Source organism: Holdemanella biformis DSM 3989 (genome assembly GCF_000156655.1).
Classification (GTDB): domain Bacteria; phylum Bacillota_I; class Bacilli_A; order Erysipelotrichales; family Erysipelotrichaceae; genus Holdemanella; species Holdemanella biformis.
In genome coordinates this window covers 119,845-122,086 of record NZ_DS996841.1, presented here as the reverse complement: position 1 = coordinate 122,086, position 2,242 = coordinate 119,845, and the positions used below count along the sequence as shown (strand labels likewise).

The following is a 2,242-nucleotide window of genomic DNA, read 5'->3' as shown; positions in this document are numbered from 1 at the left end:
ACATCCATCAATACCGCGCATATTTGGTGTGATTGGATCTGTGATTTCGTTGACATCATCGCCTTCAAAGCGAATGGCTGTTTCTTCCATACCTAAATGACAATGACTTTCAACTAAACCAGGGAATACATATAGACCATTTAAATCTTGTACTTCTTCATCTTTTGGATTCAAATCTTTTCCTATTTCGGTAAATACACCCTTATCGATTTTAAAATCGCCTACAAAAGGTTCTTGTTCCATTGTATAAATGGTTGCGTTTTTAAATAACATTATGCTTCCTTCTTTCCATTGACATATACTGTCTTAATTTCATTTTGTGTATCTAATATATTTTTTGTGCAAACGACAAAGTCTGCATCTTTACCAACTTTAATAGATCCAATACGATCATCTAGTTTTAAAATTTTAGCTGGATTGATTGTGATGGCTTTAATAGCTTCATATTCTGGTAGTCCTGCCTTATGTGCTAGAGAGGCACTTAAGGATAAGTATTGTTCGGGTACGACAGGAGAGTCTGTGATAATGCAGAATGGAATACCAGCTTTATAGAATTCATTGGCTGTTTCAAAAGACATATTTTTTACTTCGTACTTTGATTTATGTCCCAAACAAGGTCCTAAAATACATGGAAAACCACTCTCTTTAATTTGTGGAATAATGCTTCTTCCATCTGTTACATGATCTAATGTCACTTCAATATCATATTCTTTCGCAATACGAATCACAGTTAAGATATCATCGGCTCTATGACAATGACACTTTAATGGCATTTGTTTTTTAAGAACAGGAATCATGGCTTCTAGCTTTTGATCATAGTCTACATCTTTACCAGATTCTTTTTTGAACATGTACTCTTTAGTTTTAGCTAGAGTTTCTCTAAGTAAGGCACTGATCTGCATACGCGTATCAATTTTCTTTCCCTTATAACAACGCTTAGGATTTTCTCCAAATGCAGCCTTCATTGCCAAAGGATTTTGAATTGTCATTTCATCAATACAATGACCTGCAGTTTTATACGCAAAGAAAGTTCCACCGATGACATTAGCACTTCCGGGACCAGCCGCAACTGTAGTCACTCCACTTTTTAAGGCCAACTCAATCGTTTCATCCATTGGATTGCAGCCATCAATACCGCGAATGTTTGGTGTGATTGGATCTGTTACTTCATTTCCATCTTCCCCTTCAAAACCAATGGAAGAACATACCATACCTAAATGGCTATGAGCATCAATGAGTCCTGGAAATACGTAGAGTCCATTTAAATCTTGTACTTCTTCATCTTTTGGATTTAAATCTTTTCCGATTTCAGTAAATACTCCTTTATCGATTCTAAAATCACCTACAAAAGGGTCTTTCTCCATTGTATAAATTGTCGCATTTTTAAATAGCATTACACAGCCTTCTTTCCATCGATATAGACAGATTTGATTTCATTTTTCGTATCTAGAATATTCTTTGTACAAACAATAAAGTCGGCATCTTTACCCGCTTTAATAGAACCTACGCGATTATCGAGCTTTAAAATCTTAGCTGGATTGATTGTGATGGCTTTGATCGCTTCATATTCATCCATACCTTCTTTTGCGGCAAGAGCGGCACATAAAGATAAATATTGTTCTGGAATAACTGGAGAATCGGTTGTGATGGAAACTAGAATTCCAGCTTTATTTAGTACGCCTGGTGTTTTAAAGGATTTTGATTTCAATTCGAATTTTGTCTTATGACCAAAGCTTGGTCCACAAATACATGGAAAACCACTTTCTTTGATTTGTTCAACAATACATCTTGCATCCGTCGCATGATCTAGAGTGACTTCAATATCATATTCTTTCGCAATACGAATGACAGTCAAAATATCATCGGCTCTATGAGCGTGGCACTTTAATGGTAATTCTTTTTTGATAACTGGAATCATGGCTTCTAGCTTTTGATCATAAGCGACATCTTTACCAGCTTCTTTTTTAGCTAGGTATTCCTTTGTCTTTTCTAATGTTTCTCTTAAAAGAGCACTGATTTGCATACGTGTATCAATTTTCTTATCCTTATAACAACGCTTAGGATTTTCACCAAAGGCTGCTTTCATCGCAATTGGATTTTGAATGGTCATTTCATCAATACAATTTCCTTTAGTCTTATACGCAAAGAAAGTTCCACCAAGTACGTTAGCACTACCAGGACCTGCTGCAACTGTAGTAACACCACCTTTTAATGCAAGTTCTACGGTTTCATCCATTGGATT

General features: G+C 35.7%; 2 protein-coding genes and 1 pseudogene. All 3 read right to left on the bottom strand.

Going from position 1 to position 2,242, the window contains the following annotated elements:
* Positions 1-273, bottom strand: a pseudogene (locus tag EUBIFOR_RS12890) (amidohydrolase); the annotation flags it as partial.
* Complete coding sequence (locus EUBIFOR_RS02115; RefSeq protein WP_003864250.1) at positions 273-1,394, bottom strand: amidohydrolase; 1,122 nt, start codon at positions 1,392-1,394, stop codon at positions 273-275. The gene EUBIFOR_RS02115 and the pseudogene EUBIFOR_RS12890, both read right to left, overlap by 1 nt.
* The coding region (locus EUBIFOR_RS02110; RefSeq protein ID WP_003864249.1) for an amidohydrolase family protein at positions 1,394-2,242 on the bottom strand (849 nt) is incomplete at its 5' end. The genes EUBIFOR_RS02110 and EUBIFOR_RS02115, both read right to left, overlap by 1 nt.